Source organism: Bradyrhizobium sp. BR14999 (assembly GCF_056106085.1).
Map to the genome: position 1 here is coordinate 7,636,371 of NZ_CM148536.1, position 25,452 is coordinate 7,661,822.

Annotated in this window: 25 protein-coding genes; 8 read left to right on the forward strand and 17 right to left on the reverse strand. The window is 64.5% G+C overall.

Going from position 1 to position 25,452, the window contains the following annotated elements:
- Positions 1-110 precede the first annotated feature (110 nt).
- Positions 111-6,407, forward strand: coding sequence for a HAMP domain-containing protein (locus ACR9YP_RS35735; RefSeq protein ID WP_474218221.1), 6,297 nt, complete (start codon positions 111-113; stop codon positions 6,405-6,407).
- A 13-nt stretch (positions 6,408-6,420) separates the two neighbouring features.
- Entirely contained in the window at positions 6,421-7,911 is a 1,491-nt protein-coding gene (locus ACR9YP_RS35740; protein WP_370984916.1) for an HWE histidine kinase domain-containing protein, read from the forward strand.
- Positions 7,912-7,999: 88 nt separating this feature from the next.
- On the opposite strand, the gene ACR9YP_RS35745 is transcribed toward ACR9YP_RS35740, so the two are convergent.
- Positions 8,000-8,221, reverse strand: a complete 222-nt coding sequence (locus ACR9YP_RS35745) for a hypothetical protein (RefSeq protein ID WP_438111659.1) — start codon at positions 8,219-8,221, stop codon at positions 8,000-8,002.
- A gap of 140 nt (positions 8,222-8,361) precedes the next feature.
- Between ACR9YP_RS35745 and ACR9YP_RS35750 the strand changes: the two genes are divergently transcribed.
- Positions 8,362-8,619, forward strand: coding sequence for a hypothetical protein (locus ACR9YP_RS35750; RefSeq protein WP_091892489.1), 258 nt, complete (start codon positions 8,362-8,364; stop codon positions 8,617-8,619).
- Positions 8,620-8,713: 94 nt separating this feature from the next.
- Entirely contained in the window at positions 8,714-8,956 is a 243-nt protein-coding gene (locus tag ACR9YP_RS35755) for a hypothetical protein (protein ID WP_091892492.1), read from the forward strand.
- A 202-nt stretch (positions 8,957-9,158) separates the two neighbouring features.
- On the opposite strand, the gene ACR9YP_RS35760 is transcribed toward ACR9YP_RS35755, so the two are convergent.
- From ACR9YP_RS35760 to ACR9YP_RS35770, 3 genes are read right to left on the reverse strand one after another with little or no spacing between them, the layout of a single operon-like run.
- Positions 9,159-9,371, reverse strand: a complete 213-nt coding sequence (locus ACR9YP_RS35760) for a hypothetical protein (protein WP_438111657.1) — start codon at positions 9,369-9,371, stop codon at positions 9,159-9,161.
- Positions 9,372-9,405: 34 nt separating this feature from the next.
- Positions 9,406-9,615, reverse strand: a complete 210-nt coding sequence (locus ACR9YP_RS35765; RefSeq protein ID WP_474218222.1) for a hypothetical protein — start codon at positions 9,613-9,615, stop codon at positions 9,406-9,408.
- Positions 9,616-9,633: 18 nt separating this feature from the next.
- Positions 9,634-9,852 carry a hypothetical protein gene (locus ACR9YP_RS35770; RefSeq protein ID WP_438111796.1) on the reverse strand — a complete coding sequence of 73 codons (219 nt, stop codon included), beginning with the start codon at positions 9,850-9,852 and terminating at the stop codon, positions 9,634-9,636.
- 115 nt (positions 9,853-9,967) lie between these two features.
- On the opposite strand from ACR9YP_RS35770, the gene ACR9YP_RS35775 reads away from it, so the two are divergent.
- Both ACR9YP_RS35775 and ACR9YP_RS35780 read left to right on the forward strand, forming a co-directional pair.
- Positions 9,968-10,162 carry a DUF3072 domain-containing protein gene (locus ACR9YP_RS35775; protein WP_128935346.1) on the forward strand — a complete coding sequence of 65 codons (195 nt, stop codon included), beginning with the start codon at positions 9,968-9,970 and terminating at the stop codon, positions 10,160-10,162.
- A gap of 88 nt (positions 10,163-10,250) precedes the next feature.
- Complete coding sequence (locus ACR9YP_RS35780) at positions 10,251-10,547, forward strand: DUF6496 domain-containing protein (protein WP_128935347.1); 297 nt, start codon at positions 10,251-10,253, stop codon at positions 10,545-10,547.
- Between the two features lie 6 nt (positions 10,548-10,553).
- On the opposite strand, the gene ACR9YP_RS35785 is transcribed toward ACR9YP_RS35780, so the two are convergent.
- On the reverse strand, positions 10,554-10,916 hold the full coding sequence (locus ACR9YP_RS35785; RefSeq protein ID WP_438111654.1) for a hypothetical protein: 363 nt from the start codon (positions 10,914-10,916) through the stop codon (positions 10,554-10,556).
- Between the two features lie 265 nt (positions 10,917-11,181).
- Entirely contained in the window at positions 11,182-12,726 is a 1,545-nt protein-coding gene (locus ACR9YP_RS35790) for a Do family serine endopeptidase (RefSeq protein ID WP_474218223.1), read from the reverse strand.
- A 208-nt stretch (positions 12,727-12,934) separates the two neighbouring features.
- On the opposite strand from ACR9YP_RS35790, the gene ACR9YP_RS35795 reads away from it, so the two are divergent.
- Positions 12,935-13,771 (forward strand): universal stress protein, encoded by an 837-nt coding sequence (locus tag ACR9YP_RS35795; protein WP_474218224.1) that lies wholly within the window; start codon positions 12,935-12,937, stop codon positions 13,769-13,771.
- A gap of 20 nt (positions 13,772-13,791) precedes the next feature.
- Here the strand turns inward: ACR9YP_RS35795 and ACR9YP_RS35800 are convergent, their stop codons facing one another.
- The 9 genes from ACR9YP_RS35800 to ACR9YP_RS35840 all read right to left on the reverse strand — a co-directional run bounded on the left by ACR9YP_RS35800 (position 13,792) and on the right by ACR9YP_RS35840 (position 23,294).
- Positions 13,792-14,004: a hypothetical protein gene (locus ACR9YP_RS35800; RefSeq protein ID WP_091892637.1), complete on the reverse strand. Its 213-nt coding sequence runs from the start codon at positions 14,002-14,004 to the stop codon at positions 13,792-13,794.
- A gap of 534 nt (positions 14,005-14,538) precedes the next feature.
- Positions 14,539-15,276 (reverse strand): ribulose-phosphate 3-epimerase, encoded by a 738-nt coding sequence (rpe, locus tag ACR9YP_RS35805; RefSeq protein WP_474218225.1) that lies wholly within the window; start codon positions 15,274-15,276, stop codon positions 14,539-14,541.
- Complete coding sequence (gene cbbX / locus ACR9YP_RS35810) at positions 15,273-16,205, reverse strand: CbbX protein (protein ID WP_474218226.1); 933 nt, start codon at positions 16,203-16,205, stop codon at positions 15,273-15,275. The genes rpe and cbbX overlap by 4 nt, the downstream gene beginning before the upstream one ends.
- A 99-nt stretch (positions 16,206-16,304) precedes the next feature.
- Positions 16,305-16,712 carry a ribulose bisphosphate carboxylase small subunit gene (locus ACR9YP_RS35815; protein ID WP_438111646.1) on the reverse strand — a complete coding sequence of 136 codons (408 nt, stop codon included), beginning with the start codon at positions 16,710-16,712 and terminating at the stop codon, positions 16,305-16,307.
- Positions 16,713-16,722: 10 nt separating this feature from the next.
- Positions 16,723-18,183 carry a form I ribulose bisphosphate carboxylase large subunit gene (locus ACR9YP_RS35820; protein ID WP_474218227.1) on the reverse strand — a complete coding sequence of 487 codons (1,461 nt, stop codon included), beginning with the start codon at positions 18,181-18,183 and terminating at the stop codon, positions 16,723-16,725.
- A gap of 29 nt (positions 18,184-18,212) precedes the next feature.
- Positions 18,213-19,298, reverse strand: coding sequence for a class II fructose-bisphosphate aldolase (gene fba / locus ACR9YP_RS35825; RefSeq protein ID WP_091892520.1), 1,086 nt, complete (start codon positions 19,296-19,298; stop codon positions 18,213-18,215).
- Between the two features lie 20 nt (positions 19,299-19,318).
- Entirely contained in the window at positions 19,319-21,337 is a 2,019-nt protein-coding gene (tkt, locus tag ACR9YP_RS35830; protein ID WP_474218228.1) for a transketolase, read from the reverse strand.
- 31 nt (positions 21,338-21,368) lie between these two features.
- A complete protein-coding gene (locus ACR9YP_RS35835; RefSeq protein ID WP_474218229.1) occupies positions 21,369-22,244 on the reverse strand; it encodes a phosphoribulokinase in 876 nt (291 codons plus the stop codon).
- A 12-nt stretch (positions 22,245-22,256) separates the two neighbouring features.
- Entirely contained in the window at positions 22,257-23,294 is a 1,038-nt protein-coding gene (locus ACR9YP_RS35840; protein WP_370984904.1) for a class 1 fructose-bisphosphatase, read from the reverse strand.
- A gap of 120 nt (positions 23,295-23,414) precedes the next feature.
- Between ACR9YP_RS35840 and ACR9YP_RS35845 the strand changes: the two genes are divergently transcribed.
- Positions 23,415-24,392, forward strand: a complete 978-nt coding sequence (locus ACR9YP_RS35845; RefSeq protein WP_474218230.1) for a LysR family transcriptional regulator — start codon at positions 23,415-23,417, stop codon at positions 24,390-24,392.
- A 257-nt stretch (positions 24,393-24,649) separates the two neighbouring features.
- On the opposite strand, the gene ACR9YP_RS35850 is transcribed toward ACR9YP_RS35845, so the two are convergent.
- Together ACR9YP_RS35850 and ACR9YP_RS35855 are read right to left on the reverse strand one after the other, a co-directional pair.
- On the reverse strand, positions 24,650-24,859 hold the full coding sequence (locus ACR9YP_RS35850; RefSeq protein ID WP_091892639.1) for a hypothetical protein: 210 nt from the start codon (positions 24,857-24,859) through the stop codon (positions 24,650-24,652).
- Positions 24,860-24,997: 138 nt separating this feature from the next.
- Complete coding sequence (locus ACR9YP_RS35855; protein WP_474218231.1) at positions 24,998-25,417, reverse strand: DUF4118 domain-containing protein; 420 nt, start codon at positions 25,415-25,417, stop codon at positions 24,998-25,000.
- Positions 25,418-25,452: the final 35 nt, after the last annotated feature.

The window sequence follows — 25,452 nt, forward strand, 5'->3', positions numbered from 1 at the left end:
CCATTTCCCTGCGCCGCAACCTTGGCGCTTGATTTCGAATTTGGCTGACGCTCTATTTTGACCAAACGCGTCTTGCCTGGGATTCGGCCGACGCCTGCGGGGGAATCAGTATGAGCGACCTCGATCCCGGCACTGCATCACGCTCCGGTCGCCGCGTCCCAAAGCCAAAGCCCAACGGTACGTCGGAGCAGGATTCCCGGGCGGAATTGCTGCTTGCCTTGCAGGCGATGCGCAGCGGCGATTTCTCCGTGCGGATGAGTGGCGACTATCTCGGCATCGACGGCAAGATCGCCGACACTTTTAACGAAATCATCGCGGCCAACCAGCGCATGGCGCAGCAGCTCGAGCTGGTCGGCCAGGTGGTTGGCCGCGAGGGCAAGACCCGCCAGCGCGTGAAGTTCGGCCTCGCTTCGGGCTCATGGGCCGACATGGAAGGGTCCGTCAACACGCTGATCGACGACCTGTTGTGGCCGACCCGCGAAGTGACGCGTGCAGTCGCGGCGGTGGCGCAAGGCGACCTGCTCCAGACCGTCAAGCTCGACGTCGACGGCCGCCCCCTGCGCGGCGAGTTTTTGCAATCGGCGACCATCGTCAACACCATGATCAAGCAGCTCGGCGTGTTCACCTCCGAGGTGACGCGCGTGGCGCGCGAGGTCGGCACCGAAGGTAAGCTCGGCGGCCAGGCCCAGGTGCCTGAGGTGACCGGCGTCTGGAAGGACCTCACCGAGAGCGTCAACTCGATGGCGAACAACCTGACCAACCAGGTTCGCAACATCGCCGAGGTGACGATCGCGGTCGCCAATGGCGACCTGTCGAAGAAGATCACCGTCGACGTCCGCGGCGAGATCCTCCAGCTCAAGGAAGCCATCAACACGATGGTCGACCAGCTCCGCTCCTTCGCCTCCGAAGTGACGCGCGTGGCGCGTGAGGTCGGCACCGACGGCAAGCTCGGCGGCCAGGCGATCGTGCCCGGCGTCGCCGGCACCTGGAAGGACCTCACCGACAGCGTCAACGCGATGTGCGGCAACCTGACCGCACAGGTGCGCAACATCGCCAACGTGACCACCGCCGTGGCGCGCGGCGACCTCTCGCGCAAGATCACCGTGGACGTGCGCGGCGAGATTCTGGAGCTGAAGGACACCATCAACACCATGGTGGACCAGCTCAACTCGTTCGCTTCGGAAGTGACGCGCGTCGCGCGCGAGGTCGGCACCGAAGGCAAGCTCGGCGGCCAGGCCCAGGTGCCCGGCGTCGCCGGCACCTGGAAGGACCTCACCGACAACGTCAACTTCATGGCGTCGAACCTGACCGCGCAGGTCCGCAACATCGCCGACGTCGCCACTGCGATCGCCAGCGGCGACCTCTCGAAGAAGATCACCGTCAACGTCTCGGGCGAGATCCTTCAGCTGAAGGAGACGCTCAACACCATGGTCGACCAGCTCAACGCCTTCGCCGGCGAAGTGACGCGCGTCGCCCGCGAAGTCGGCACCGAGGGGCGGCTCGGCGGTCAGGCCAACGTGCTCGGCGTCGCCGGCACCTGGAAGGACCTGACCGAGAGCGTCAACTCGATGGCCTCGAACCTGACTGCGCAGGTCCGCAACATCGCGGAGGTGACGACGGCGGTCGCCGGCGGCGACCTGTCGAAGAAGATCACCGTGGACGTGCGCGGCGAGATCCTGGAGCTGAAGGACACCATCAACACCATGGTGGACCAGCTCAACGCCTTCGCCGGTGAAGTCACGCGTGTGGCGCGCGAGGTCGGCACCGAAGGCAAGCTGGGCGGCCAGGCCGTCGTGCGCGGCGTCGGCGGCACCTGGAAGGACCTCACCGACAGCGTCAATTCGATGGCCTCGAACCTGACCGGACAGGTCCGCAACATCGCCGAAGTCGCGACCGCGGTGGCGAAGGGCGATTTGTCGAAGAAGATCACGGTGAACGTCTCGGGCGAAATCCTTCAGTTGAAGGAAACGCTCAATACCATGGTGGACCAGCTCAATGCCTTCGCCGGCGAGGTGACGCGCGTGGCGCGCGAGGTCGGCACCGACGGCAAGCTCGGCGGCCAGGCCGGCGTGCCCGGCGTCGCCGGCACCTGGAAGGATCTGACCGATTCGGTGAACTCGATGGCGGGCAATTTGACCGCCCAGGTGCGCAACATTGCCGAAGTCGCGACCGCGATCGCCGGCGGCGACCTCTCGCGCAAGATCACCGTCGATGTGCGCGGCGAGATCCTCCAGCTCAAGGACACCCTGAACACGATGGTCGACCAGCTCAACCGCTTTGCGGGCGAGGTGACGCGCGTCGCGCGCGAGGTCGGCACCGAAGGCCGCCTCGGTGGTCAAGCCAACGTGCCCGGCGTGGCCGGCACCTGGAAGGACCTCACCGACAGCGTGAACTCGATGGCGGGCAACCTCACCGCCCAGGTCCGCAACATCGCCGAAGTCACCACCGCCGTCGCGCGTGGCGACTTGTCCCGCAAGATCACGGTGGACGTAAAGGGCGAAATCCTCGAGCTGAAGAACACCATCAACACCATGGTGGATCAGCTCAATGGCTTTGCCGGCGAAGTCACGCGCGTCGCCCGCGAGGTCGGCACCGAAGGCAAGCTCGGCGGTCAGGCCGAAGTGCCCGGCGTCGCCGGCACCTGGAAAGACCTCACCGACAACGTCAACTTCATGGCCTCCAACCTGACGGCCCAGGTCCGCAACATCGCCGAGGTCGCGACCGCGATCGCCGGCGGCGACCTCTCGAAGAAGATCACGGTGGACGTGCGCGGCGAAATCCTTCTCTTGAAGGACACGCTGAACACCATGGTCGAGCAGCTCCGCTCCTTCGCCGCCGAAGTCACGCGCGTGGCGCGCGAGGTCGGCACCGAGGGCCGGCTCGGCGGTCAGGCCGTCGTGCCCGGCGTCGGCGGCACCTGGAAGGACCTCACCGACAACGTCAACCTGCTCGCCGCGAACCTCACCACGCAGGTCCGCAACATCGCCGAAGTCACCACGGCGGTCGCGCGCGGCGACCTCTCGCGCAAGATCACCGTCGACGTGAAGGGCGAAATCCTGGAGCTGAAGAACACCATCAACACCATGGTGGACCAGCTCAACGCCTTCGCCGGCGAAGTCACGCGCGTGGCGCGCGAGGTCGGCACGGAAGGCAAGCTCGGCGGACAGGCGCAGGTGCCCGGCGTTGCCGGCACCTGGAAGGACCTCACCGATACCGTGAACCTCATGGCTGCGAACCTGACCGAGCAGGTGCGCGGCATCGTCAAGGTCGTGACTGCGGTCGCCAACGGCGACCTCAAGCAGAACCTGACGATGAAATCGCGCGGCGAGGTCGCAGCCCTCGCCGACACCATCAACAACATGACCGAGACGCTCGCGACCTTCGCCGATCAGGTGACGTCGGTGGCGCGCGAGGTCGGCGTCGAGGGCCGCCTCGGCGGCCAGGCCAACGTGCCCGGCGCCGCCGGCACCTGGAAGGATCTCACCGGCAACGTCAATCTGCTGGCGGCCAACCTGACCTCGCAGGTGCGTGCGATCGCGGAAGTCGCGACCGCCGTGACCAAAGGCGACTTGACGCGATCGATCCAGGTCGATGCCCGCGGCGAAGTCTCGGAGCTGAAGGACAACATCAACACGATGATCACGAATCTCCGTCTGACGACGGACGTGAACACGGAGCAGGACTGGCTGAAGACCAACCTCGCGAAATTCACCAACATGCTCCAGGGCCAGCGCGATCTCACGACCGTCGGGCGGCTGCTGCTCACCGAATTGTCGCCCTTGGTGAACGCGCATACCGGCGTGATCTACCAGGTCGAGAACGAGGACAATTCCCAGCTCCTGCTGCTGGCGTCCTACGCCAGCGACGGCATCTATCCCTATCAGCGCGTGCTTCAGTTCGGCGAAGGCCTGATCGGCCAGTGCGCCCTCGACAAGCGGCCGCGCCTGGTCGCCGACATTCCATCCGACGTGGTGCCGATCAACTCGGCACTGCTCCGCGTCGCACCGAAGAACCTCGTGGTGCTGCCGGTGCTGTTCGAGGGCCAGGTCAAGGCCGTGATCGAGCTTGCTTCGCTGATATCGTTCACGACGTCGCAGATGACGTTCCTGGAGCAGCTCACCGACTCCATCGGCATCGTGCTCAACTCGATCGAAGCGACGATGCAGACCGAAGGCCTGCTCAAGCAGTCGCAGCAGCTCGCCGGCGAGCTCCAGACCCAGCAGCGCGAATTGCAGCAGACCAACGACCAGCTCGAACAGAAGGCGCAGCAGCTCGCCGAGCGCAACGTCGAGGTCGAGCGCAAGAACCAGGAAATCGAGCAGGCCCGCCGTGCGCTGGAGGAAAAGGCCACCGAGCTCGCACTGACCTCGAAATACAAGTCCGAATTCCTCGCCAATATGAGCCACGAGCTGCGCACGCCGCTGAATTCGATCCTGATCCTCGGACAGCAGCTCACCGACAATCCGGACGGCAACCTCTCGGCCAAGCAAGTCGAATTCGCCCGCACCATCCACGGCGCCGGCACCGACCTGCTCAATCTCATCAGCGACATTCTCGATCTCTCCAAGATCGAGTCCGGCACGGTGACGGTAGATGCCGAGGAAATCCTGACCGCGAACCTGCTCGAGACCGTCGGTCGGCCGTTCCGGCACGAGGCCGACAACCGCAATCTGGCGTTCAAGATCGACATCGATCCGAACCTTCCGCGCAGCATCGTCACCGACTCCAAGCGCCTGCAACAGGTGCTGAAGAACCTGCTCTCCAACGCCTTCAAGTTCACCGCCGAAGGCGAGGTGCGGCTGAAGGTCGCCGGCGCGGTCGGCGGCTGGGGGACGGATCACCCGGTACTGAACTCCGCGCCGGCCGTGATCGCGTTCGAAGTGACCGATACCGGCATCGGCATTCCCCTGGAGAAGCAGAAACTGATCTTCGAAGCGTTCCAGCAGGCGGATGCCGGCACCAGCCGCAAATATGGCGGCACGGGCCTCGGGCTTGCGATCAGCCGCGAGCTCGCAAGCCTGCTCGGCGGCGAAATCCACCTGAGCAGCTCGCCGGGCAAGGGCTCGTCGTTCACGCTTTACCTGCCGTTGAAATATTCCGGCCCGACGCTCGCACCGCGCGCGGCGCCTGCGCCACAGCAATACAGCCAACCGCCGGCGCTGCAGCCGGCCGCGCCCGACCAGCAGCGCGTCATCGAGCAGCTTCCCGACGACCGGCTCAACCTTGAGCCCGGCGACACCATCCTCCTCATTGTGGAGGACGATCCGCACTATGCGCGCGTGCTCGTCGATCTTGCCCGCGACAAGGGCTTCAAGGTCCTGGTTGCGGCCCGCGGCGCCGAAGCGCTGGAGCTCGCCAAGCAGTACCAGCCGACGGCCGTCTCTCTCGACGTGTTCCTGCCGGACATGCTGGGCTGGACCGTGCTGAGCCAACTCAAGCACAATCCTCTGACCCGCCACATTCCCGTGCAGATCATCACGCTCGACGAGGACCGCCAGCACGCGTTGGCGCGCGGTGCGTTCTCCTTCGTCAACAAGCCGACGACGACCGAAGGCGTCTCCGCCGCGCTGACGCAGATCAAGGAATATGCGCGGCCGCGGCGTAAGCGACTCCTGATCGTCGAGGACAACGAGGCCGAGCAACTCTCGATCCGCGAGCTGCTGCACCACGACGACATCGAGATCGTGACGACGGATACCGGTGCCGGCGCGCTCTCGACACTGCGCGAGCAGCCTTGCGATTGCGTGGTGCTCGACCTGCGGCTGCCCGACATGAGCGGCTTCGAGGTGCTCGACGAGATCCGCAACGACGAGGCGCTGTCGAACGTCCCGGTCGTAGTGTTCACCGGCCGCGAGCTTTCGGCGGAAGAGGATGCGGAACTCCACACCATGGCGCGCAGCATCGTGGTCAAGGGGGTGGAATCGCCGGAGCGCCTGCTCGACGAGACTGCGCTGTTCCTGCACCGCGTCATCACGGAACTACCGCTCGAGAAGCAGCGCATGCTGGAGAAGCTGAACAGTTCCGACGAGGACCTGATCGGCAAGACGGCCCTGCTCGTCGACGACGACGCCCGGAACATATTCGCGCTGTCAAGCGTGCTGGAACGACGCGGCATGAAGGTGCTGACGGCCACGACCGGGAGCGAGGCGGTCACGCTGGTCGAATCCAATCCGGAAATCGCCATCGTGCTGATGGACATCATGATGCCGCAGATGGATGGCTATCAGACCATGGGTGTGATCCGCGAGAACCCGGCCTTCGCGCGGCTACCGATCATCGCGCTGACCGCCAAGGCGATGAAGGGCGACCGTGAAAAATGCCTGGAAGCCGGCGCGTCCGACTACCTCGCCAAACCCGTCAACACCGATCAATTGCTGCTTGCGATCCGCATGTGGCTGCACCGCTGAGTTGGATCCGCGAATGGACCAAGAGAAGGTCAACATCCTGCTCGTCGACGACCAGCCAGCCAAGCTGCTGGCCTATGAGGTGATCCTGAAGGATCTCGGCGAGAACCTCGTGATCGCCTCGTCTGGACGCGAAGCGCTGGAGGTTCTGCTCAAGACCGAGATCGCGGTCATCCTGGTCGACGTCTGCATGCCCGAGCTCGACGGCTTCGAGCTCGCCGCGATGATCCGCGAGCATCCGCGCTTCCAGAAGACCGCAATGATCTTCATCTCGGCGATTCAGGTGAGCGATATCGACCGGTTGCGCGGCTACGAGATGGGCGCGGTCGACTACGTTCCGGTGCCCGTCGTGCCGGAGGTGCTGCGCGCCAAGATCAAGGTGTTCTCCGAGCTCTATCGCAAGACCCGCGAGCTCGAACGACTGAACCAGGAGCTCGAGGACCGCGTCCGCGCACGCACCGCCGAGCTGGAAAATTCCACCGCCAAGCTTCGCGAAAGCGAGCAGCGGCGCAGCATGGCGATCGCCGCCGGCAAGATGGGCTCATGGGATTGGGACTGGATCACCGGCGACTGGATGTGGGACGAGGGGCAATATCGCATCTTTGGGGTCAGCCCGGAGAGCTTCGAGGTCAACCCGGCCAACGTTCAGGCGCTATTGCATACCGACGACGTCGATCAGTTGCGCAAGGCGATCGCCGAGTTCAACAAGGGCGCACGCGCCTACGAAACGGAATTCCGCATCGTGCGGCCCGACGGTGATGTGCGCTGGTGCGTCGGCACCGCGGCGGCAACGGTCGACGAGAGTGGTCGCGTGGTTCGCGTCAGCGGCGTCACCGTCGACATCACCGAACGCAAGCGTGCCGAGGAGCGGCAGAATCTCCTCGCGCGGGAAGTCGATCATCGCGCCAAGAATGCGCTGGCGCTGGCGCAATCGATCGTGCGCCTCACCCGCGCCGACGAGGTCAAGGCCTATGTCAATGCTGTCGAGGGGCGCATCAATGCGCTCGCGCGCGTGCATACCATCCTGTCGCTGTCGAGTTGGCAGGGCGCCGAGCTCTCCAAGCTGATCGACGAGGAGCTTGCGCCCTATTCGCTAGGCGGCCAGATCAAGCTTGCCGGGCCCGAGGTTCAGTTGCTGCCGGCGACCGCCCAGACGCTGGCGCTGGCGCTGCACGAGCTCTTCACCAATTCGGCCAAGTATGGCGCACTGTCGACGCGATCCGGTCGGCTCATGATCGGTTGGCAGACCGAGGACGACCGCCTCACGCTGACCTGGGAGGAATCCGGCGGCCCGCTGGTCAGGACGCCGAAATCCCGCGGCTTCGGCACGCGGAGTCTGCTTGCAAGCGTCGAGTCCCAGCTTGGCGGACAGGCGCAATTCGATTGGCGCGCCGAGGGCTTGTTGTGCCGCCTGCAGGTGCCCTTGACACGCAAGCCGGTGGCGACGACGGCACCCGGCAAATTCGATGCCGCCGCCGCGGCCGAATTGCAGCGCGCATCCGGTTAGAGCGTTTTCCAGCGAAGTGGTGACCGGTTCGCGTCAAGAAAACGCGTCAAGCGAAGAATCGAGAGCTACCGCAATCGGAACGGAAGCTCTAGCCGGACGCCGCGCTCGTGATGCGCTGCTCCGTCCGGGGGTCGCGCGCGACGCGTCCTTCGAGCCAAGCCTCCGTTCGAGCGAGATCGCGTAGCGCCTTCGCATAGCGGCGAGCCGCGCTTCGTTCCGCGCCGCGCGGGAGCTTGCGCGCCTTGCGCAGGATGTCCGCGGCCGCGTTGCGATAGGCCAGCGAGCGGTACAGAAAGACTACCTTGCCCATATCGATATTCCCGTGTTGATGGCGCTCATCTTCGCAAGCCGGGCATGAACGTCGGATGAAGCTGGCGATGACAATTCCTTCATCCTGATGGAACCAATGACGATCGCGCGCGTTTGCCTGCCAGATCGGGACATAGTTCCATGCGCGCGAAAAAGTCGTCGAACCTGATCTCTCCCACCGGCCTTATCAAGCTGATGACACATGCGATGATGGGGGCAGCCCTCGGCCTCGCGTTCAGCCTCGCACTCATCCTGACCAATCCAGCCGTCGCCAACCTGCTGAGCCATGGCGGAAGCCAAGCCGCTATAGTCTTCGCTCTCACGCTGGTGACGACCTTCGCGATCGGCGCGACGCTCACTGGCATCGTGTTCATCCTCGAAGAGAACAAGCAATCTTGAAGCGTGCGCGACGCGTGGAGAAGCTTTGTTGGGAACTCCTGCGAGGAACGGCCGTTGGCCGCCTGCGTCAATTTAACCCAGGGAGTTCCCACATATGAAGACCGTCAAGCTCGTCCTCACCGCAATGTTGGCAACCGGCCTCGCCGCCGCGCCGTTCGCCGCGCAGGCGAAGTCGCACAAGGCCAAACATGGATCCTCGATGTCGTCGTCGCAGACCACGGGCGCGAATACCAAGTCCTCCAAGGGTGCCGATCCCTCCGGTCAGGGCGGCTCTGGCCCCGGCTCCGATCAGGGCGGCACGATGACGAACAAGGGCGGCATGAGCAACACCAAGTGAGCTCTGCCCATAAAGGTGAGAGTCCCGCGTTCAGCGCGGGGCTCTTCACTCGAGGACGACGACGATTCATCCTGTCCCCGTCGCGCTCCAAAGCGCGATGAGATTTGGATGAATCGTCATTGCGCTTTAGGTTATTTTTTGAGCATGATCTTATCGGAAGACCGCTGCACATTTTGCGCAAACGCGGCTCTTCGGCTCCGGATCATGCTCTAGCGCCACATGGTCGGCACGCTGACCAGCGCATCGCGCGACCGGCCTGCTTCAACTCCTCCAGGGAATAGCGATCGGCGCGCAAGGCCTCGCGCAGTTTCGCGGCAATGCGGCGGCGTGTCACCACGTCGGATGAGGGAACGTTGACGCAGACCTCGTCCAGCACCGCCCGCAGCAAGGCGGCCAGTTCGGCGTCCGACGGCATCGACAATCTCCAGCATGTCGCTTGCGCGCACGCCTTAGCTGCGTCGGATGTCAGTGATGTTGAGACAGCTTGCCGCGGAATTCGTCTTAGCGAGATGCTCGAGCTGCGCCCGCTTGCGCGCGATCAGGAGTTGGGCCGCAGCGTCGTCGAGGCCCTCGCGCTGCAATTGCCGGATGGCGGAGCCCAGTTCGAGAATCTCGGCGCGCAATTTCAGGATCCGGTCGTTGTCCGGGTCTTCCTCCACCGCGCGGCCCCCAATGTCTCAGCGGCGGGCCAACACGCGCGCCGGCTTGTCGACATTCACGGAGCGAAGACGCATCCGGTCGCGGACGTCGGGCAGGACATCGCCGCCCCCGGCCGACTTCCATTCGTCGATGAGCAGGTTGATCTTCCGGCGCAGATTGATCTGCGCCAGAGCTTGTTCGCTGCAGTCGCAATCGCCGTTGACGAGAGCGCGCACAGACGCCTCGACATCGGCCAGTTCGAGCCTCAAGGCGCTGATTTTACGCCGAATTTCATTAATTCTGTTGTCCATGGCTTGTTAGAACAAAATAAGAACATATAGTCAAGCCAGATTTCAAGGACGGAGGAGCGACATGCAGGTCCAGGCCAAATACGACGCCAGGGTTTTCCTTGGCGAGCAGATGACACGGGCGCAGGGATTGAGGTTGAAGCGGCTGAGCGAAGAGGCCTATCAGCCGGCGCAATATGCGCGAGATCTGTCCTCTGCCGAGGCTGCGCGGCGCATTCAGGTACTGGAGGCGGAGATCGAGCTGGCGAATTCGTTCTGAGCTGCCTTCACCGCCCGGAACATTGCAGGCGTGCTGTCGGAACCATGCCAGTGTCGAATGGTTCTCCCTCCGCCAAGGGAGAACAGGCATGGCACGCAAGGCAAAGAAGCGCCGCTACTCACGCAGCTCCGGCAGCGATGTCGAAAGCGAGATGCGGCGTTACAAGAAAGGTACCGCGAAGAGCGGACGTGGCGGTCGCGGCGGACGCGTGAAGAGCCGCAAGCAGGCTATCGCGATCGGGCTGTCGAAGGCCCGCAAGAAGGGCAAGAAGGTCCCGAAGAAGGCCTCCAAGCGGAAGACGTCGAAGAAGAAGACGTCCAGGAAATCTTCCAAGAAATCTTCCAAGAAATCGTCGAAGCGCAAATCCAGCAAGCGATCGCGCTGACCCCAGTCAGATCATGCTGCCCGGCATGAAGCAGCGGATCGAAATCCCGAACGCAGTTTTCACCGGCCACACCATCGTGCGGCCGGCGCGGTTCGGCTCGGTGATGACGGCTTCATCCGGCACCTCGACCCATTGCCCGTCCAACCGAACACGATAGTGCCCGTTGTGCGATTCCCAATCGGGATCGGAGACAGCAAAGCCATCCGCATCCGAGCAGCACGGACCGAGGTGGCTGCGCAGACTGTCGAACCATGGCTTCAGGGGCGAGTTCGCATAGCGGCCATCGTCGCGCCCGAAGGCGTTTCCAGCCGGCAGCACGAACAACGCCACGAGCAGCGTACTCATCAGCGAGAGCTTCAATCGATCCATGTCGGCACCGATCAATGTGAACCAGCGGCCAGTTCCACAAAGCGGCCGGAGGTTCGAAGGTTCCACGCTCGCGAGCCCACTCCGCGGCTGCACTGCCGCCGAGCAGATGCCCGACCAGAAAGTGTGATGACCGAACACGGCTTTTTCGGACGAACCGGGTCACCCTCCCTGCCGTTAACGAGAATGTTATCGGGTGACCTGTGGGTGCGAATGCGAAGGGCGGCCCGAGGGCCGCCTTTTTGAATTGTACCGATCGAGGTTCGCCTTACGCGAGTGGCACCGCGACGAACCGGGTGGCATCCGCGCTTCTGACCTGCAACAGCACGCTGCGCTTGCCGGACGATTTGGCCTGCGCCAGCTCCGAGCGCACATCGCCGACATTGCTGACAGCCTTGCCACCGACATTGAGGATGACGTCACCGGTCTTGATGCCGCGCTGCGCGGCCGGCCCTTCCGGATCAACCTCGGTGACGACGACACCCTTCTGGCCGGCGCCCTGCACATCGCCGGCCGGAGCCAGACCAAGCCCGAGGCGCGGCGTGCCGGCGCCCGGCTGCACCTTGCCGTCATAGGCCTTGCCTTGAGCCTGCCGTTCGTTCGGCAGTTCGCCGAGCGCCAGCGTCACCGTCTTGCTCTCGCCGTTGTGGAAGACGTCGAGCTTGACTGAGCTGCCGGGCGCCAGGGTGGCGATGGTGCGGGCGAGATCGCGGGAATCCTTGACTGCCGTGCCGTTGACGGCGGTGATGACGTCGCCCGCCTCGATGCCGGCCTTCGCCGCCGGGCTGTCGGGTTGCGGATTGTCGACGATCGCGCCGCGCGCCTGCTTCAGTCCGAGGCTATCGGCGATATCCGACGTCACCGGCTGCACCTGCACGCCGAGCCAGCCGCGGGTGACCGCGCCCTTGTCCTTCAACTGCGCCACCACCAGTTTTGCGGTCGTGGCCGGAATGTCGAAGCCGATGCCGACCGAACCGCCGGAGGGCGAGAAGATCGCGGTGTTCACGCCGATCACGTTGCCGTTCATGTCGAAAGCGGGACCGCCGGAATTGCCTTTGTTGATCGGCGCGTCGATCTGGATGAAGTCGTCATAAGGACCATTGCCGATGTCGCGGCCGCTGGCCGAGACGATGCCGGCGGTGACGGTGCCGCCGAGCCCGAAGGGATTGCCGACCGCGACCACCCAATCGCCGATGCGCGGCTTCTGATCGGAGAACTTGACGAACGGAAAATCCTTCTTGCCGTCGACCTTGATTAGCGCGAGATCGGTCTTCGGATCGGTGCCGACGACCTTCGCGGTGTAGGTCGTGCCGTCGTCCATGGTCACCTGCACGGACTCGGCGTGATCGACGACGTGGTTGTTGGTCACGGCATAGCCGTCGGCGGAGATGAAGAAGCCCGAGCCCTCGCCCGTGATCATCTGGTGGCGCTGACGCGGCATGCCGTTCATGCCACCATCCGGGAAGCGGAAGCCGAACTGTCGCGAGAACTGGTCGAACGGCGAGTCTTCGTCCGAATCCATCCGATTATGTTGCAGCATCGCGCTCTTGTCGCTGTCCTGGTCGATTCTGACCCGCACCGAGATGACGGCGGGTTTGACCTTGGCCACGAGATCGCCAAAGCCCGGCGGGGTCGCAGCCGTTTCCGCGGCCTGGGCCGGCGCGACAAAGGAGGTCAGGCCGAATGGCGAAGCACCGGGAGCAGCCGCCAGCACGGCCGCGCCAAGCGCGGCTGCGGTGCCGAGCAGCGCGAGCCTGCGCGGCCTCAAGATCTTGCGGGACGTGGGGGTGTCGGAATTGACGCGATCGTTCATGTCGAAATGTCCATGTTGAGCAGGTGTCGCCTTGCGCGTAACATGGGCGTTGCCACCTTACGGCGTCCCGTCCAGGCGATTAAATCTTGGCAAAGGATTGGGACCGGGCCCCGCGGCGAGTTCGTCGCTGCACATTGATGCAGCTCAACGCAGGTCCTTCGTGCAGTGAAAAACTGCGTCACCGCATGATGTTCATCGGAGGCGCGCCATGTATAAAGACATTCTCGTCCACATCCCGACCGAGCGTCCGATGCGTCCCGCGATCGATGGCTCGATCTCGCTCGCGGCGCACCTCAACGCCCATCTCGACGCGGTCGCGGTCGGCTATATCGCAACCAGTGCGGCTTACGTCATGGAGGGTGGCGCCGCCGTGGCGGCCGTGTTCGAGCTGGAACGCGAGCGCGCAATGGAGCGGGCCGAGGCCGCGCTCGCAATATTCAGGAGCGAAGCGGCGAACGCGGGCATCTCCTACGCCTGCCACCCGCTCGGCGCGATCCCGATGGATGCAGCCGGCACGCTCGGCGAGATGGCGCGACTGCACGACCTCAGCATCGTGCTCCAGCCCGATCCGACGCAAGGCTCGTTCGACAACGACATGCCCGGCGAGATCCTGTTCCAGGCGGGCGGCCCGGTGCTGTTCCTGCCGTACACCTTCCGCGGGACCTTCAAGGCGAACCGGATCGGCATTTGCTGGGACGGCAGCCCCCTCGCTGCCCGCGCAATGCGCGACGCAGCCCCGTTCCTGGCCCGCGCCGAGGCAATCGTGATCATCACGATCAACGAAGCCGATGTGGCCTGCGGCGAAGCTTCAGCGACCAATCTGGCAAGACATCTCGGCCGGCGCGGGCTCTCGACCCGCACGGTCGGCCTGTCGGCCACGCGCGCCGACATCCAGCCCACGATCCTGTCTCTGGCGGCCGATGAGAGCCTCGATCTCCTGGTGATGGGCGGCTACGGCCATTCGCGATTGCAGGAGCGTTTTCTCGGCGGCGTCACCCGCGCCATGCTGGAGGCCATGACGGTTCCGACGCTGATGTCGCACTGAGCCGAGCCGGCCCGCCGCTGCTACGCCGCGGCAGGTGTCTTCAATGCGACGGCTTCAGCGACGTCCTCGCCGCCTTGTGCATTGCACGCGTCGAAATGCGCCTTGAGCTCGACTTCCGCGAGATATTCGAAATGTTCGGCCTGGCCGAGGAGCTCCCAGTTCTGGAGCGGCCGGTAGGCGGCCTGCTGACGACAGAGGGACGCCAGCGCCCGGTAGCGACGTACGTTCTCCATGAGACCCTCCCTCGCATTCACAGGGCTTATTGCCCGGATTTGCGTCAGGCCGATGGCGGTCATGCAAAAGTTTTGCTGCGCCCGCCGCGGCGCCGACTTCGGCTAGTTCTAGCAAATGCCCAAGGAAGCCAAAGTTCCAGTCGACGCAGACTCTCGCTCTGAATTCCCGCCGCCCACGCCATGGGCTAGGCGTAGAGGCGGCGGTCGACGGTCACGCCGACGAGATCGAGATAGCTCCTCACGGCTGCCGAAATAGAGCACGAGCTGAGCGGGCCCGAGCAGTGGATCAGCTCCGCGCCAGCCATGGGCAGTATTCCAATGAAGATATTGAATGTGCATCCACGCCTCTGCAGTTATTAAACCACAGATTGTAGCGCGGTGCATTAATCGAACGCGTGCTTTGGCGCTCTTGGTTACCCTGGCATGAAGGGTGTTGCCGATTCGCGCTGGATTCTCCGTAGGACCCCGGAGAAAAATGCGCGCTATGAAGCGATCGATACCTCGGCGTAATCGCCTGGTGATGCTCTCCGTAGTCTACCGGATGCGCGCACTTTCTCCGACGCGCAGCGGCCGCGCGGCATTATCTTTCGTCTTTGGAACCTGGCCGGCCTCGGCGGCGGTGCGAATGGCCGCAATATTGGATGCGTATTCGGCGGCGCTCTTGCCGCGAAACACGGCGGACCCCGCCACAAGCGTATCGGCGCCCGCGGCAGCCACGGCAGCGGCATTGTCGCGCGTGATACCGCCATCGACCTCGAGCCGGATCGGCCGGTCGCCGATCATGGCCTTGATCCGTGCGATCTTCGCCAGCTGGGAGTCGAGGAAGGACTGGCCGCCGAAGCCGGGATTGACCGTCATCACCAGCACGAGGTCGAGACGATCGAGCACATACTCGATCGCGCTCTCCGGGGTCGCGGGACACAGGCTAACGCCGGCTTTCCTGCCGAGCGCGCGGATCGCCTGAAGCGAACGGTCGAGATGCGGGCCGGCTTCGACGTGCACGGTGATGACGTCCGCACCGGCCTTCGCGAACGCCTCGAGGTAAGGATCAACAGGCGCGATCATGAGATGCACGTCGAAGACTTTCTTCGTCAGCGGCCGGATTGCCTTGATGACGTCCGCGCCAAAGCTGATGTTCGGCACGAAGTGTCCATCCATGACGTCGCAATGGATCCAGTCGGCCCCGGCCGTATCGATCGCCGCGATCTCCTCGCCGAGACGCGCGAAATCCGCGGCCAGGATCGAAGGCGCAATGATCATCTCTCTCGTCATGATTTTGTACTCCGCGAGTCGGCGCCGCCGCTGAAGACGCGGCTCGCCAGGACGTCCATGGGATCGATGGTTTCGAGGTCGGCGACGTCGAGCATGCGATCGAGATCGGACACCAGGCGATCGGCCTGCCGCAGGCGAATGCGGTCGACGGCGTTGCGGATCGAGCGCGCATTGGAGAAGAACGGCTGGGTACGGCGCAGCGCGATGTATTTTTCGAACGCCTCGCGCGCCGCTGCCGAGAAGCGATAGCCGCGCTCCTTCAGCATCAGCTCGGCGATGACGAGCAGCTCGGCTTCGGCATAGTCCGGAAATTCGATGTGGTGCGCGATGCGCGAACGGAAACCGGGATTGGAGGCGAAGAAGCTCGTCATCCGCTCCCCATAGCCGGCAAGGATCACGACCAAATCCTCGCGCTGGTTCTCCATCACCTGGAGCAGGATTTCGATCGCCTCCTGGCCGTAGTCGCGCTCGTTGTCGGGGCGATGGAGATAATAGGCCTCGTCGATGAACAGCACGCCGCCCATCGCCTTCTTCAATATCTCCTTGGTCTTCGGGGCGGTGTGGCCGATATATTGGCCGACGAGATCGTCGCGCGTGACCGAGATCACCTGCCCTCGCCGCACGAAGCCGAGGCCGTGCAGGATCTTGGCCATGCGCAGCGCCACCGTGGTCTTGCCGGTGCCGGGATTGCCGGTGAACGACATGTGCAGCGTCGGCGGCGCGGAGGCCAATCCAGCGCGCTGCCGAATGCGCTCGATCAACAGCAGCGAGGCGATCTGGCGCACGCGGTTCTTCACCGGCTTCAATCCGACCAGTTCGTGCTCGAGCTGTTGCAGCGTGTCGGTGATCCCGGCCGCTTCGGCCTCCTTGCGGAGATCGAAACTGGTCTCGCTCTGTTCGGTCATCGTTGCGTGGGGCACATCGAGCATCGGCACCTCGAAGAAAAGGGCTTCGCCGCGGGGGGAGCGGCGAAGCAGTGGTCCGCCAAGGATGCGGAGCAGGGAGAGCTCCGCGCGGAAGCGGATGCCTTAAGTTGACGCTTGCGCGGCCGGTCGGCGCACGGTCGTGTAACGGATTGCGCGGCCGCCCACCTCCTGCCGCACCAGCTCGAGCTCCGCCTCCTGCTTCGGCCGGTTGACGAGGAAGGAGATGCGCACCGATTCCCAGCCGTGGCTGGAATCGAAGCCGCTGATGCGGATGTAGCGGTCGCCGTACACCCTGCGGCACTCGGCGAGCTCCATCATCACGCCGGCGGCATCCTGGAGATCGAACATCGGCAGGCCCCACATCTCCCAATAAGTGTTGCGGGGATGCGGATCGTCGGTGAACTCGATGTTCACAGCCCAGCCTTTGGCGAGGCAGTACTGCACCTGGCTGTAGATCTGGTCATCGGTCAGATCAGGCAGGTATGAGAAGCAGCCCTGGGTCAGTTTCATGTGAATCTCCTCAAACGGTTTCCAGCGCCGTCGGCACGAAGTCCGGCGTGTCGGTGGATTGATAGTTGAAGGTGACGTCCTTCCAGACTTCGAGCGCGGCCTTCAGCGGCGTGCAGGTCTCGGCCGCCTTGGCGAGGATCTCCGGACCTTCGTGGACGTAGTCGCGACCCTCGTTGCGGGCGAGGATCATCGCTTCCAGCGCCACGCGATTGGCGGTCGCGCCGGCCGCAATGCCCATGGGATGGCCGATGGTGCCGCCGCCGAATTGCAGCACGACGTCTTCACCCAAGAGGTCGAGCAGCTGGTGCATCTGCCCGGCATGGATGCCGCCGGAGGCGACCGGCATCATCTTGTTCAGGCTCGCCCAGGACTGGTCGAAGAAGATGCCGTGTTCTAGCTTCGTCGGGTTAAAATCTTCGCGGCAGACGTCGTAATAGCCGCGCGTGGTGTTCGGATCGCCCTCGAGCTTGCCGACCACCGTGCCGGCATGAATGTGGTCGACGCCGGCGAGCCGCATCCACTTGGCGATGACGCGGAACGACACGCCGTGGCTCTTCTGCCGCGTATAGGTCGAGTGGCCGGCGCGATGGAGATGCAGAATCATGTCGTTGCGCCGCGCCCATTTCGCCATCGACTGGATCGCGGTGTAGCCGATCACGAGGTCGATCATGACGATGCACGACCCGAGCTCCTTCGCGAACTCGGCGCGCTCGTACATGTCCTCCATCGTGCCCGCGGTGATGTTCAGGTAGGTGCCTTTGATTTCGCCCGAGGCCGCTTGCGCGCGGTTCACCGCCTCCATGCAGTAGAGGAAGCGATCGCGCCAGTGCATGAAGGGCTGCGAATTGATGTTCTCATCGTCCTTGGTGAAGTCGAGCCCGCCCTTCAGCGCCTCGTAGACCACGCGGCCGTAGTTGCGCCCCGAAAGACCGAGCTTGGGCTTGATGGTCGCACCCAGCAAAGGGCGGCCGAACTTGTCGAGCCGCTCGCGCTCGACCACGATGCCGGTCGCCGGTCCCTGGAACGTCTTCACATAGGCGACCGGGAAGCGCATGTCCTCCAGACGCAGCGCCTTGAGCGGCTTGAAGCCGAACACGTTGCCGATGATCGAGGCCGAGAGGTTGGCGATCGAGCCCGGCTCGAACAGGTCGAGATCATAGGCGATGTAGGCGAAGTAGGAGCCCGGCGAGCCCGGGACCGGATCGACGCGATAGCACTTGGCGCGATATTTCTCCGCCGCGGTCAGGCGGTCGGTCCACACCACGGTCCAGGTCGCGGTTGAGGATTCACCGGCGACCGCAGCCGACGCCTCGATCGGGTCGACCCCCTCCTGCGGCGTCACGCGAAACAGCGCGATAACGTCGGTGTCCTTTGGCGTGTAGTCGGGCTCCCAATAGCCCATGCGCTTATATTCCATCACGCCCGAGCGATATCTTTCCTTGCCGCGAACGGTTCCTGCGTGTGCGTTCATGACTCTCTCCTGCTCTTCTCTCTGAATGACTAGGCAGCGACCGGTTCGCGGGCGTCGATGCGCGGATCAAGTTCGCCGGCGCGATAGCGCCGCGCCATCTCGCTCATCGGAACGACCTTGATCTTGCTGGCATGGCCTGCCGTGCCGAACTGCTCGAAGCGCTCGCGACAAAGCTCGCGCATCGCATCCATCGCTGGCTTGAGGAACTTTCGTGGATCGAACTCGGAGCGCGCTTGCGCGGCGACCTTGCGGAATACCGCAGTCATCGCAAGACGGCAGTCAGTGTCGATATTGACCTTGCGCACGCCGCTTCGGATGCCGCGCACGATCTCCTCGACCGGCACGCCCCAGGTCTGCGGCATCTCGCCGCCGAACTGGTTGAACATGTCCTGCAGCGGCTGCGGCACCGAGGACGAACCGTGCATCACGAGATGCGTGTTCGGCAGCCGGCGATGGATCTCCTCGACCACCCGCATCGCCAGAATGTCGCCGTCCGGCTTGCGGCTGAACTTATAGGCGCCGTGCGAGGTGCCCATCGCGATCGCCAGCGCATCGACCTTGGTGGCGCGGACGAAATCGACGGCCTGGTCCGGATCGGTCAGCAGCTGGTCGTGGCTGACCTTGCCCTCGACGCCGTGACCATCCTCCTGCTCGCCGCCGCCATGCTCGAGCGAGCCGAGCACGCCGAGCTCCCCTTCGACGGATGCGCCGACCCAATGGGCGAGGTCGACGACACGGCGGGTGATCGCGACATTGTAGTCATAATCGGCCGCCGTCTTGGCGTCGGCCTTGAGCGAGCCGTCCATCATCACCGACGTGAAGCCATGGGCTATGGCGGAGGCGCAGGTCGCCTCGTCATTGCCGTGGTCCTGGTGCATGCAGAGCGGGATGTCGGGATAGGTCCGCTCCAGCGCATCGATCATGTGCGAGAGCATGAGATCGCCGGCATAGCTGCGCGCACCGCGCGAGGCCTGCATGATGACCGGCGCATCGACCTCGGCCGCCGCCTGCATGATCGCGATGCCCTGCTCCATGTTGTTGATGTTGAACGCGGGCACCGCGTAGCCGTGGCTGGCGGCGTGATCGAGCAATTGACGAAGGGTGATACGAGCCACGATTGATCCTCCTTATTGTTTTATTGTTTCTTGCGGGCGATCGCCCGCCGGGCGGCTTCCGCAATGCTTTGCGGTGTGATGCCGAACTCGCGGTACAGTACGGGCGCCGGCGCCGAGGCGCCGAAGCCGCGCATGCCGACGAACTCGCCCTCAGTGCCGATCCAGCGCGGCCAGTCGCCCGCTACGGCCGCCTCGATGCCGACACGCGGTGCAGTACCGAGCACCGTGGCGCGGTAGTCGTCTGGCTGTTCCTCGAACAGGGCGAAGCAGGGTGCAGAGACGACTGCTGCGCGGATGTGCTCGGTCGCGAGCAGGCGGGCCGCCTCCAGCGCGATCGACACTTCCGAGCCGGTCGCGATCAGCGTCACATCGCGGCCGCCGTCAGGGGAGACGACGAGATAGGCGCCGCGCGCGACACGATTTCTGCCGCGGACATCGCTGCGGAAGGTCGGCAAGGCCTGACGCGACAAGCACAACACGGACGGACGGCTCTCCGTGCTGAGTGCGCAATCCCAGGCTTCCAGCGTCTCCACCGCATCGGCGGGGCGGAACACCAGAAGGTTCGGAATTACCCGCAGTGCGGCGAGATGCTCGACCGGCTGGTGCGTCGGGCCGTCCTCGCCGAGGCCAATGGAGTCGTGGGTCATCACATGGACCACGCGCAGCCGCATCAAGGCCGCAAGGCGAATCGCCGGCCGGCTGTAGTCGGAGAAGGCGAGGAAGGTGCCGCCATAGGGGATGAAGCCACCATGCAGCGCGAGGCCATTCATCGCGGCAGCCATGCCGTGCTCGCGAATGCCGTAGTGGATGTAGTCGCCAGCGAACGCCCCGCGCGTGACGGGAGTCTGCACCTTGGCATGCGTGAGGTTCGAATGCGTGAGGTCCGCGGAGCCGCCGACCAAGCCCGGAATCGCCCCGGCGATGCCGTCGAGCACCTGTTGCGAGGCCTGGCGCGTTGCGATCTTCGGACGCTCGCTGGCGAAGCGCTCGCGCAACTTCGCCGCAGCCAGCGCATAGGCGCCCGGCAAGGCGACGGCCTTACCCTCGACGAACAGGTCGCGCTGCTCGGGCGTCGCACGTTCATAGCGATCGAGCCAAGCGAGACGGGCGACCTGCCCGCGCTGTCCGATCATCCGCCACGCCTTCGAGATCGGGAGCGGCACCACGAAGGGCTGATAGTCCCAGCCCAGCGTCCGCCGCGCGGCCGCGGTCTGCTCGGTGCCGAGCGGCGCACCATGCGCCTTCTCGGTGCCCTGTCTATCAGGCGCGCCATAGCCGATGATGGTGCGGCAGGCGATCAGCGACGGCTTTGTGGTTTCACGCTCTTGCGCAATTGCCTGTGCAATGGCTTCGGGATCGTGTCCATCGACACGGCGCACCGACCAGCCGGAGGCGGCGAAGCGGGCGAGCTGGTCGTCGGAAGTCGCGAGCGAGGTCGGCCCGTCGATGGAAATGCCGTTGTCGTCGAACAGCACGATCAGACGCGCGAGCTGGAGATGACCGGCGAGCGAGATCGCCTCCTGGCTGATACCCTCCATCAGGCAGCCGTCGCCGGCGATCACATAGGTGAAGTGATCGACGAGGCCGTCGCCATGCCGCGCATTGGCCATGCGTTCGGCGAGCGCCATGCCGACCGCCGTCGCAATCCCCTGCCCCAGCGGTCCAGTCGTGGTCTCGACGCCCGGCGTGTGGCCGTATTCCGGATGTCCCGGCGTCCTGGAGCCCCATTGCCGGAACGCCTTGATGTCGTCGAGGCTGACATCGCCGCCGGTCAGATGCAGCAGCGCATAGAGCAGCATCGAGCCGTGGCCCGCCGACAGCACGAAGCGGTCGCGGTCGGGCCAGTTGGGATGGGCCGAGTCGAATTTGAGGAAGCGCGAGAACAGCACGGTCGCGACGTCGGCCATGCCCATGGGCAGGCCGGGATGGCCCGACTGCGAGGTCTCGATGGCATCGACCGCGAGGAAGCGGACGGCGTTGGCGAGATCGTTATGCGTGACCGCCGTAAGGTCGGCTTCGGCATGAACCGAGATATTCATCGGATCCTCCCGTTGTTGTCATTTCTGTGCGTCACTTCAGGCTCCGCTTGCGCTCGATCAGCTGCATGATCAGCGGCGTCAGGATGAGTTGCATCGCGAGATCGAGCTTGGCGCCGGGGCAGACGATCGAATTCGCGCGCGACATCCAGCTTTGCGGCAGCATCGAGAGCAGATAGGGGAAATCGATGCCGCGTGGGTTCTTGAAGCGGATCACGACCATTGATTCGTCCGGCGTCGGGATCCAGCGCGCGATGAACGGATTGGAGGTGTCCACCGTCGGCACACGCTGGAAGTTGATGTCGGTCTCGGTGAATTGCGGGCAGATGTAGTGGATGTAATCGGGCATCCGCCGCAGGATGGTGTCGGTGACGGCCTCGGTCGAATAGCCGCGCGCGCTGCGATCACGGTGCAGCTTCTGGATCCATTCGAGATTGATGACGGGCACGACGCCGATCTTGAGGTCGGCATAGCGCGCGACGTTGACCTTGTCGGTCACGACGGCGCCGTGCAGGCCCTCGTAGAACAGCAGGTCCGAACTCTCCGGCAGCCGCTTCCACTCGGTGAAGGTGCCGGGAGGCACGCCATGCAGCGCGGATTCCTCGGCGTCGTGGACGTAGTGACGCGTCGTCGCGGTGCCGGTCTCGCCATAGTCGCGGAACGCGCGCTCCAGCTCCTCGAACAGGTTGGTCTCGGGGCTGAAATGGCTGAAGTGCTTGTTGCCGCGCTCGGCCTCCTTCGCCATCTGCGCGCGCATCTCGGCGCGGTCGTAGCGATGGAACGCGTCGCCCTCGATGTAGACGGCGTTGACCTTCTCGCGGAAGAATATCTGCTCGAAGGTCTTCTTGACCGAAGTGGTGCCGGCGCCGGAGGAGCCGGTGATGGAGATGATCGGATGCTTCCTGGACATGGGACGCCTCGCTCAGAGCCGGAAGAATCCGCGCCGCGCGAACAGCGGTGCGGAGACGCTGGCAACCAACAGGGGATCGCAATGCAATTCCTCGACCCGCCGCACCTCGTTGCTCGAGCCCATGATCAGCGGCACGCGCTGATGCAGGCTTTGCGCAGACAGCTCGAGGATGCGCTCGCGCCCGGTCGTGGCCGAGCCGCCGGCCTGCTCGATGATCATCGCCATCGGGTGCGCCTCATAGGTGAGGCGCAGGCGGCCGTCGCCATAGCCGGGGCGCGCGTCCGAGGGATAGAGGAACACACCGCCGCGGGTGAGGATGCGATAGGCCTCCGCGACCAGCGAGCCGATCCAGCGCATGTTGAAATCGTGGTTGGCGGGCCCTTCGACACCGGCGAGGCATTCGTCGATGAAGGCGCGCACCGGCGCGTCCCAGTGCCGGCGATTGGACGCGTTGATCGCGAACTCCTCGCAGGCCTCGGAGATCTGCACGCCGCTGCGCGCGAGGCGGAAGCAGCCCGCCTTACGGTCAAGCGTGAAGATGTCGACGCCGTCGCCGAGCGTCAGCACCAGCGAGGTCTGCGGGCCATAGGTGACGAAGCCCGCCGCGAGCTGCGCCGAGCCGCGCTGATGGAAGGCGAGTGAGAGATCATCGGGTGCCGGCAGGATCGAGAAGATCGTGCCGACGGTCATGTTGATGTCGATGTTGGAGGAGCCGTCGAGCGGGTCGATCGCGACGCAGATGCGGCCTTCGCGGTCGACGATCTGGGCCTCGCGCATCTCCTCCGACGCCAGCGCCGCGATCGGCAGCCTGCCGAGACAGCGGCGCAGGATCGCATCGGCCTGGACGTCGAGATCGCGCTGGACATCGCCGTCGCTGTTGCGGCCGGTCGTCAGGCCCGAGGCGTCGGCGAGATCGCCGGAGGCGATGAGGTCGGCGATCTCGATCGCCGCTGCCGCGATGGCATCGACTGCGGCCGCCACGGCGAGCGCGTGCGGCGCGGTCTCTGAGTACCGTTGAAGGTGGTCGTCCAGCCTGAGTTGCCCGGTCATCTGCGTCCATCCCCTTGCTGGCGCCGCATCCATTTCCCTCCCCCTTGGAGGGTCGATGCGGTCCGTCCCAGCACGACGAGATTGACAGGGCGAGCTTAATAAGGAAAATTTCTATTCATAATGAGCCTCAAAGAATTTTCTTATAATTGTGCCGGCCATGCGGCGGCCCAGCTCCGGCATCTGACGATCCGGCAGCTGCGCTCGCTCGCGGCGCTTTCGGCCAAGGGCAGCGTGACGGCGGCCTCCGGCCATCTCGGGCTGACCCAACCGGCCGTGACCCAGCAGCTCCGCCAGCTTCAGGACCTCGCCGGCCTGCCGCTGGTGCAGCGGACCGGTGACGGCATGCTGCTGACGGAGGCTGGCAAGGAGGTGCTGGCGCTGGCCGAACGGGTCGAGGCCGCGATCATGGACTGCCAGGGCTCGCTCGATCTGCTGGCGGGGCGGACCGGCGGCACGGTGCAGCTCGGTGCGGTCTCGACCGCAAAATATTTCGTGCCGCACGCGATCGCGGCATTCTCGAAGCGCTATCCCAAGATCGAGATCAAGCTCACCATCGGCAACCGCGAGGAGATCCGCGAGGCCATGCACGGCTACGACCTCGATTTCGCCGTGATGGGTCGGCCACCGGCCGACGTCACGGTCGACGTCCGTCAGCTCGGGCGCAATCCGCACATCATCGTCGCGCGCAAGGGACATTGGCTGGAGAAGGATTCCGGCCTCAACCTGACCGATCTCGTGCACGAGACCTTCCTCACCCGCGAGCCGGGCTCGGGCACGCGGACGCTGATGGAAGGCATGTTCCAGAAGTCGGATCTCGAGCCGATCATCGGCATGGAGATGAGCAGCAACGAGACCATCAAGCAGGCGGTGATTGCCGGGCTCGGCATCGCCTTCATCTCGGCGCACACCGTGGCGCATGAGCTCGCCGAGGGCCGGCTCATCGTGCTCGACGTCGCCGGCCTGCCGATCGTCCGGCAATGGTACGTGATCCGCCGCAGCGACAAGGTGCTGCTGCCGCCGGCGCAGGCGATGTTCGATTTTCTGGGTTCGGAAGGCTCGAACTATCTGCCCGAGGTGCCCGAACTCGGCGGGCGATAGGCAGCCGAAGCTCAGCTCATCAGCTTCATGGCGATCGTCGCGATCAGAACCACGATGATCTGGAGCAGGCGCTCCGTCGTGAAGATGCGGTTGAAGGTGATCATCGCTTGCCCCGGCCGACGTGAAGGATCTCGATGAGCCGTTGCTAGCACAGGCGCGTGCCGAGACAACTCCATAATCGCCCCGTGGTGTCCCGTGCACGATCCGGCGATCGCAGCTTCGGCAAGATGGACCGAGGCCGCGCCGATGGTTAACAATCAGGCCGCGAGTGGGGCGGCGTAATCTGCGCGTGCCGCGAAATAGGCTTCCAGCTCCGACAGCGCCCGCGCCTCCCAATCCCTCGCCTGCTCCAGCAGCGACCAGCTCTGGCCCGGGCGGAATGCAGCGGTCTGGCGATAGAGCGATGCGATGCCGCGATAGCGGCGCACGTTCTCCAAGATGGCGTGCCCGGTTATTTGGCCGTTCATGTCCGAAAACTCCCTCGTCATTCCCGCGGGAGAAACTGCGGCCAAATCTTTTTCGAAAAGTTAGCGGCGCGCGGCAGGCTCGCGGATGGTTGCCGAACTGTTGCGCGCGCGCAACGCGTACGGTCGTGCAAAGCCGACTTATTGCGGATTCGTTGCCGCGCTCTCGCCCGGGCGCTTCAGCCCGCAGCGGCTGACGATCGCCATCGTCTCGCGGCAGAGATCGGCGAGGCCGATCAGCAGCACGGCCAGCAGGCAGAACAGGTTGATGGAATCGGTGTTCGCGCTGGTCAGCGAATTGAACTCGAAGAAGGGCGGCATGAACGCCCACCACACCAGCGGAATGGTCAGCAGCGTGGCGAGGGTCGCCGCCGGCACGCCTGCGACAAGCCCGAGCACGAAGAGGCCGGGCAGGAACGCCGCGAAATAGAGTTTTGCGCCGAGCGCGACACAAATCCCCTGAAGCAGCGCCGACATCGCGACGACCACGAATCCGAGCAGAAACGCCTGCCACGACCATGGCCGTACCTTCGGTACGCCAAACAGCCCCGTACGCCTCATCAGCCTCCCCCTGCCGCCTGTTAACCAGGTCCGCT

Coding starts and splice junctions, on each gene's coding strand:
- ACR9YP_RS35735 (WP_474218221.1), top strand. CDS start 111: ATGAGCGACCTCGATCCCGGCACTGCATCACGCTCCGGTCGCCGCGTC.
- ACR9YP_RS35740 (WP_370984916.1), top strand. CDS start 6,421: ATGGACCAAGAGAAGGTCAACATCCTGCTCGTCGACGACCAGCCAGCC.
- ACR9YP_RS35745 (WP_438111659.1), bottom strand. CDS start 8,221: ATGGGCAAGGTAGTCTTTCTGTACCGCTCGCTGGCCTATCGCAACGCG.
- ACR9YP_RS35750 (WP_091892489.1), top strand. CDS start 8,362: ATGCGCGCGAAAAAGTCGTCGAACCTGATCTCTCCCACCGGCCTTATC.
- ACR9YP_RS35755 (WP_091892492.1), top strand. CDS start 8,714: ATGAAGACCGTCAAGCTCGTCCTCACCGCAATGTTGGCAACCGGCCTC.
- ACR9YP_RS35760 (WP_438111657.1), bottom strand. CDS start 9,371: ATGCCGTCGGACGCCGAACTGGCCGCCTTGCTGCGGGCGGTGCTGGAC.
- ACR9YP_RS35775 (WP_128935346.1), top strand. CDS start 9,968: ATGCAGGTCCAGGCCAAATACGACGCCAGGGTTTTCCTTGGCGAGCAG.
- ACR9YP_RS35780 (WP_128935347.1), top strand. CDS start 10,251: ATGGCACGCAAGGCAAAGAAGCGCCGCTACTCACGCAGCTCCGGCAGC.
- ACR9YP_RS35785 (WP_438111654.1), bottom strand. CDS start 10,916: ATGGATCGATTGAAGCTCTCGCTGATGAGTACGCTGCTCGTGGCGTTG.
- ACR9YP_RS35790 (WP_474218223.1), bottom strand. CDS start 12,726: ATGAACGATCGCGTCAATTCCGACACCCCCACGTCCCGCAAGATCTTG.
- ACR9YP_RS35795 (WP_474218224.1), top strand. CDS start 12,935: ATGTATAAAGACATTCTCGTCCACATCCCGACCGAGCGTCCGATGCGT.
- ACR9YP_RS35800 (WP_091892637.1), bottom strand. CDS start 14,004: ATGGAGAACGTACGTCGCTACCGGGCGCTGGCGTCCCTCTGTCGTCAG.
- rpe (WP_474218225.1), bottom strand. CDS start 15,276: ATGACGAGAGAGATGATCATTGCGCCTTCGATCCTGGCCGCGGATTTC.
- cbbX (WP_474218226.1), bottom strand. CDS start 16,205: ATGCTCGATGTGCCCCACGCAACGATGACCGAACAGAGCGAGACCAGT.
- ACR9YP_RS35815 (WP_438111646.1), bottom strand. CDS start 16,712: ATGAAACTGACCCAGGGCTGCTTCTCATACCTGCCTGATCTGACCGAT.
- ACR9YP_RS35820 (WP_474218227.1), bottom strand. CDS start 18,183: ATGAACGCACACGCAGGAACCGTTCGCGGCAAGGAAAGATATCGCTCG.
- tkt (WP_474218228.1), bottom strand. CDS start 21,337: ATGAATATCTCGGTTCATGCCGAAGCCGACCTTACGGCGGTCACGCAT.
- ACR9YP_RS35835 (WP_474218229.1), bottom strand. CDS start 22,244: ATGTCCAGGAAGCATCCGATCATCTCCATCACCGGCTCCTCCGGCGCC.
- ACR9YP_RS35840 (WP_370984904.1), bottom strand. CDS start 23,294: ATGACCGGGCAACTCAGGCTGGACGACCACCTTCAACGGTACTCAGAG.
- ACR9YP_RS35845 (WP_474218230.1), top strand. CDS start 23,415: ATGAGCCTCAAAGAATTTTCTTATAATTGTGCCGGCCATGCGGCGGCC.
- ACR9YP_RS35850 (WP_091892639.1), bottom strand. CDS start 24,859: ATGAACGGCCAAATAACCGGGCACGCCATCTTGGAGAACGTGCGCCGC.
- ACR9YP_RS35855 (WP_474218231.1), bottom strand. CDS start 25,417: ATGAGGCGTACGGGGCTGTTTGGCGTACCGAAGGTACGGCCATGGTCG.